Annotated in this window: 3 tRNA genes, 3 rRNA genes and 1 pseudogene; all 7 read left to right on the forward strand. The window is 54.1% G+C overall.

Annotated features, from left to right (window positions below):
* Positions 1–218: pseudogene (locus EOB49_RS37050) on the forward strand (hypothetical protein); the annotation flags it as partial.
* Positions 219–409: 191 nt separating this feature from the next.
* Positions 410–1,894 (forward strand): 16S ribosomal RNA (locus tag EOB49_RS32235).
* A gap of 281 nt (positions 1,895–2,175) precedes the next feature.
* Positions 2,176–2,252 (forward strand) — tRNA-Ile (locus EOB49_RS32240).
* Positions 2,253–2,300: 48 nt separating this feature from the next.
* Positions 2,301–2,376, forward strand: a tRNA-Ala gene (locus EOB49_RS32245).
* A gap of 378 nt (positions 2,377–2,754) precedes the next feature.
* A 23S ribosomal RNA gene (locus EOB49_RS32250) occupies positions 2,755–5,576 on the forward strand.
* A 152-nt stretch (positions 5,577–5,728) separates the two neighbouring features.
* Positions 5,729–5,843: ribosomal RNA gene (gene rrf, locus EOB49_RS32255) — 5S ribosomal RNA — on the forward strand.
* Together the 16S, 23S and 5S rRNA genes with 3 tRNA genes alongside form the textbook arrangement of a ribosomal RNA operon.
* 248 nt (positions 5,844–6,091) lie before the next feature.
* Positions 6,092–6,168 (forward strand) — tRNA-Met (locus EOB49_RS32260).
* Positions 6,169–6,334: the final 166 nt, after the last annotated feature.

Raw genomic sequence — 6,334 nt, forward strand, 5'->3', positions numbered from 1 at the left:
AAAAACATTGTCGATGTGTGTTGACAGTTGTCGTTGGTGGCGACTATATACGCCTCACGAACGAGGGCGGCTCGCCGCTGGCGACGAAGAAGTTTGCTTCTAAGCCTGCCCTTAGCGAAATTCAAGAGAGCCGCGTAAGCGACACTCGGACGGCCCCGGAGCCAAAAGCGAAGCGGGCCACGACATTGCATTTGCGGTGTCTGTTCTTTGAAAATTGAATAATGAAGAAAGAGAAACGTGGGCGGCAGAGTCCTGCTGAACCTCTTATCCCGCCAGGGGTATGAGGTTCGAACGAGACTTTGGCGGACACGTTTTGAGAGAATAAAGTCTACCAAGACACGTGAGTGTCTAGGTGTGAATGTTCTCGTCAATTCAAAGCGTGACCAGATAAAAGCCAATCAAAGTTTCAAAACTTGAGAGTTTGATCCTGGCTCAGAACGAACGCTGGCGGCAGGCTTAACACATGCAAGTCGAGCGCCCCGCAAGGGGAGCGGCAGACGGGTGAGTAACGCGTGGGAATCTACCCATCTCTACGGAACAACTCCGGGAAACTGGAGCTAATACCGTATACGTCCTTCGGGAGAAAGATTTATCGGAGATGGATGAGCCCGCGTTGGATTAGCTAGTTGGTGGGGTAATGGCCTACCAAGGCGACGATCCATAGCTGGTCTGAGAGGATGATCAGCCACATTGGGACTGAGACACGGCCCAAACTCCTACGGGAGGCAGCAGTGGGGAATATTGGACAATGGGCGAAAGCCTGATCCAGCCATGCCGCGTGAGTGATGAAGGCCCTAGGGTTGTAAAGCTCTTTCAACGGTGAAGATAATGACGGTAACCGTAGAAGAAGCCCCGGCTAACTTCGTGCCAGCAGCCGCGGTAATACGAAGGGGGCTAGCGTTGTTCGGAATTACTGGGCGTAAAGCGCACGTAGGCGGATTGTTAAGTTAGGGGTGAAATCCCAGGGCTCAACCCTGGAACTGCCTTTAATACTGGCAATCTCGAGTCCGAGAGAGGTGAGTGGAATTCCGAGTGTAGAGGTGAAATTCGTAGATATTCGGAGGAACACCAGTGGCGAAGGCGGCTCACTGGCTCGGTACTGACGCTGAGGTGCGAAAGCGTGGGGAGCAAACAGGATTAGATACCCTGGTAGTCCACGCCGTAAACTATGAGAGCTAGCCGTCGGCAAGTTTACTTGTCGGTGGCGCAGCTAACGCATTAAGCTCTCCGCCTGGGGAGTACGGTCGCAAGATTAAAACTCAAAGGAATTGACGGGGGCCCGCACAAGCGGTGGAGCATGTGGTTTAATTCGAAGCAACGCGCAGAACCTTACCAGCCCTTGACATCCCGGTCGCGGTTTCCAGAGATGGATTCCTTCAGTTCGGCTGGACCGGTGACAGGTGCTGCATGGCTGTCGTCAGCTCGTGTCGTGAGATGTTGGGTTAAGTCCCGCAACGAGCGCAACCCTCGCCCTTAGTTGCCAGCATTAAGTTGGGCACTCTAAGGGGACTGCCGGTGATAAGCCGAGAGGAAGGTGGGGATGACGTCAAGTCCTCATGGCCCTTACGGGCTGGGCTACACACGTGCTACAATGGTGGTGACAGTGGGCAGCGAGACCGCGAGGTCGAGCTAATCTCCAAAAACCATCTCAGTTCGGATTGCACTCTGCAACTCGAGTGCATGAAGTTGGAATCGCTAGTAATCGCGGATCAGCATGCCGCGGTGAATACGTTCCCGGGCCTTGTACACACCGCCCGTCACACCATGGGAGTTGGTTTTACCCGAAGGCGCTGTGCTAACCGCAAGGAGGCAGGCGACCACGGTAGGGTCAGCGACTGGGGTGAAGTCGTAACAAGGTAGCCGTAGGGGAACCTGCGGCTGGATCACCTCCTTTCTAAGGAAGAACCTTAATGGAAACGCTCATCTGATGAGCCTCTGCCTTTTGGTTCTCTTGGAACAAGACGGCAAAGAGTCACTTTGACCGTCGCGCATACCTTAAGCGGGTCTGCCGCCTTCGTTTCTCTTTCTTCAGCGAATGACTTTGATTTGCGCTCGCGCGCCGTGTCGCACCCTTCGGGTGCTGGCGCTCCGCGAGGGCGCGGCACGAGCCGCGACGGCCTGTCGGCCTTGCGAGGCTCTGCCTCGATGCCGGCTACCATCTGCGCTTGGGGCTTAGGGCTTGTAGCTCAGTTGGTTAGAGCGCGCGCTTGATAAGCGTGAGGTCGGAGGTTCAAGTCCTCCCAGGCCCACCATCTCTGATGGAAGCTAGGTAGCTTCCTGTCTCCTCTACAAAGGTATCAGGGGCCGTAGCTCAGCTGGGAGAGCGCCTGCTTTGCAAGCAGGATGTCGTCGGTTCGATCCCGTCCGGCTCCACCATTACCTTTGGTGTCGAGTAGAGATGAGGCGTCAGAAAAAGTCATTCGTAAAAAGGTTTTGTGGTGAGCATCTAGCTTGCCGCTTGTTCTGTTTGACATTGTAAAGAGAAGATTTGTTCGAACTTCATGAGCTTGAAAAGGTTTGTGATTTGTCGCTGGAGACGCTCAATCTCCCGCATATGATGGGCTTGCCTAACCGCACCCTCGAACCGATCTCGAGAAGCTGGTCTTTTTGTGCCAATGACATCGAATTGGGTCCCGCACAGGATCCGGTTCAGGCGACAATCTCTTCGGGATTGCGCGGACGCTAACCTCGCAAGGGGAAGGCTGAAGCGACAGTCCCTTCGGGATTGCGCGGGTGGGCATTGGCAATGAGAACGATCAAGTGTCTTAAGGGCAATTGGTGGATGCCTTGGCATGCACAGGCGATGAAGGACGTGATACGCTGCGATAAGCTACGGGGAGGTGCGAATACCCTTTGATCCGTAGATTTCCGAATGGGGAAACCCACCTAAGGTACTTGGAAAATCAGAGCAGCCGGAAGGTCGCAAGGCCGACTTGCTCCTGTGGTTTCCAAGTATCGATAATAGGTAACTTACCCTGAATACATAGGGGTAAAGTGGCGAACGCGGGGAACTGAAACATCTAAGTACCCGTAGGAAAGGACATCAACCGAGACTCCGGAAGTAGTGGCGAGCGAACCCGGACCAGGCCAGTGGCGATTGAGAGACAAGCGGAACCTTCTGGAAAGTAGGGCCATAGTGGGTGACAGCCCCGTACGCGTAATGCAATCAATCGTCCTCGAGTAAGGCGGGACACGTGAAATCCTGTCTGAAATTGGGGGGACCACCCTCCAAGCCTAAGTACTCGTGCATGACCGATAGCGAACTAGTACCGTGAGGGAAAGGTGAAAAGCACCCCGACAAGGGGAGTGAAAGAGTACCTGAAACCGATTGCCTACAAACAGTGGAAGCCCAAGGTTCGTCCTGGGTGACCACGTACCTTTTGTATAATGGGTCAGCGACTTAGTGTGACGAGCAAGCTTAAACCGCTAGGTGTAGGCGCAGCGAAAGCGAGTCTGAATAGGGCGTTCAGTTCGTCGCATTAGACCCGAAACCGAGTGATCTAGCCATGAGCAGGTTGAAGGTAAGGTAACACTTACTGGAGGACCGAACCCATAACTGTTGCAATAGTTCGGGATGACTTGTGGCTAGGGGTGAAAGGCCAATCAAACTCGGAAATAGCTGGTTCTCCGCGAAATCTATTTAGGTAGAGCGTCGACCGAATACCCCAGGGGGTAGAGCACTGGATGGGCTAGGGGTCCTCACCGGATTACCAAACCTAACCAAACTCCGAATACCTGGGAGTACTAGTCGGCAGACACACGGCGGGTGCTAACGTCCGTCGTGAAAAGGGAAACAACCCTGACCTACAGCTAAGGTCCCCAAGTTATGGCTAAGTGGGAAAGGATGTGAGGATCCCAAAACAACCAGGATGTTGGCTTAGAAGCAGCCATCATTTAAAGAAAGCGTAACAGCTCACTGGTCTAAATAAGGGTCTTTGCGCCGAAAATGTAACGGGGCTAAAGCCATACACCGAAGCTTAGGGTTTGGTCCGCAAGGGCCAAGCGGTAGCGGAGCGTTCTGTAAGCTGATGAAGCCATACCCGTGAGGGGTGGTGGAGGTATCAGAAGTGCGAATGCTGACATGAGTAACGTAAGGGGAGTGAGAGACTCCCCCGCCGAAAGACCAAGGGTTCCTGCTTAAAGCTAATCTGAGCAGGGTTAGCCGGCCCCTAAGACGAGGCGGAAACGCGTAGTCGATGGGAACCACGTTAATATTCGTGGGCTTGGAGGTAGTGACGGATCATTGAGGTAGTCCAATCTTATCGGATTGAACGGGCTGCTGCGTGGTTCCAGGAAATAGCTCCTCCTTATAAACCGTACCCGAAACCGACACTGGTGGTCTGGTAGAGTATACCAAGGCGCTTGAGAGAACTATGCTGAAGGAACTCGGCAAATTGCACGCGTAACTTCGGAAGAAGCGTGACCCTTTTCTACGCAAGTAGAGGAGGGTGGCACAGACCAGGGGGTAGCGACTGTTTATCAAAAACACAGGGCTCTGCGAAGTCGCAAGACGACGTATAGGGTCTGACGCCTGCCCGGTGCTGGAAGGTTAAGAGGAGGGGTGCAAGCTCTGAATCGAAGCCCCAGTAAACGGCGGCCGTAACTATAACGGTCCTAAGGTAGCGAAATTCCTTGTCGGGTAAGTTCCGACCTGCACGAATGGCGTAACGACTTCCCCGCTGTCTCCAGCATAGACTCAGTGAAATTGAATTCCCCGTGAAGATGCGGGGTTCCTGCGGTTAGACGGAAAGACCCCGTGCACCTTTACTATAGCTTTACATTGGCATTCGTAGTGGCATGTGTAGGATAGGTGGTAGGCTTTGAAACCTGGGCGCCAGCTCAGGTGGAGCCACCCTTGAAATACCACCCTTATTACTATGGATGTCTAACCGCGGCCCGTTATCCGGGTCCGGGACAATGTATGGTGGGTAGTTTGACTGGGGCGGTCGCCTCCTAAAGAGTAACGGAGGCGCGCGATGGTGGGCTCAGAACGGTCGGAAATCGTTCGCTGAGTGCAATGGCATAAGCCTGCCTGACTGCGAGACTGACAAGTCGAGCAGAGACGAAAGTCGGTCATAGTGATCCGGTGGTCCCGCGTGGAAGGGCCATCGCTCAACGGATAAAAGGTACGCCGGGGATAACAGGCTGATGACCCCCAAGAGTCCATATCGACGGGGTTGTTTGGCACCTCGATGTCGACTCATCGCATCCTGGGGCTGGAGCAGGTCCCAAGGGTATGGCTGTTCGCCATTTAAAGCGGTACGTGAGTTGGGTTCAGAACGTCGTGAGACAGTTCGGTCCCTATCTGCCGTGGGTGTAGGAATATTGAAAGGATCTGTCCCTAGTACGAGAGGACCGGGATGGACGGATCTCTGGTGGACCTGTTGTGGCGCCAGCCGCATAGCAGGGTAGCTATATCCGGACGGGATAACCGCTGAAGGCATCTAAGCGGGAAACCCACCTTAAAACGAGTATTCCCTGAGAACCGTGGAAGACGACCACGTTGATAGGCCGGGTGTGGAAGAGCGGCAACGCTTGAAGCTTACCGGTACTAATAGTTCGATCGGCTTGATCGTTCTCATTCCTTATGCTCATCGCTCCAAATCGGAGGATGACAGGCACAAAAAAGACCAGCGAATAGCCCCGAGAGGCACCCGACAGCTCCGCTGCCGATCCCTCTTTGTGCTCCTTCGCTCAAAAGCTTCTCGAACAACGTGCGTTTTGCCGACCTGGTGGTTATGGCGGAGCGGCTGCACCCGATCCCATTCCGAACTCGGCCGTGAAACGCTCCAGCGCTGATGGTACTTCGTCTCAAGACGCGGGAGAGTAGGTCGCTGCCAGGTCTGCTAAACGCACGTTGAACTCACATCCAATCGGATGGAGTGATATCTTCTCTTTATGAAATGGCCCGCCAAGGGATCACGGGCCGCGTAAGCGGCCCTTTCATTTGGTCAGCCATATACCTATCTGTAGGCCTCGGCTTACACAAAAAAGCAAGCAAACGCTTGCTTAGGAACGCAAGCAAGCGCTTGCTTGGATTAGCAAGCAAACGCTTGCTAAGATTAGCAAGCAAACGCTTGCTAAGAGGTAACGCGGGGTGGAGCAGCCCGGTAGCTCGTCAGGCTCATAACCTGAAGGTCACAGGTTCAAATCCTGTCCCCGCAACCAAACTTCACTAAACAAACAGCCCGCCTCGTGCGGGCTCTTTTGTTTTTTGCCCTGGTGCCGGCGTTTAACCCGTCATCAGGCGCCCCCAAGCAGGCCAAGCCCAAGCCGCAAGACAGAAAACTCAAATCCTCTCCCCAACCAAACTTCGGTAAGCAAACGGCCCGCC

It is taken from the genome of Mesorhizobium sp. M7A.F.Ca.MR.148.00.0.0 (genome assembly GCF_003997735.1).
Classification (GTDB): Bacteria; Pseudomonadota; Alphaproteobacteria; order Rhizobiales; family Rhizobiaceae; genus Mesorhizobium.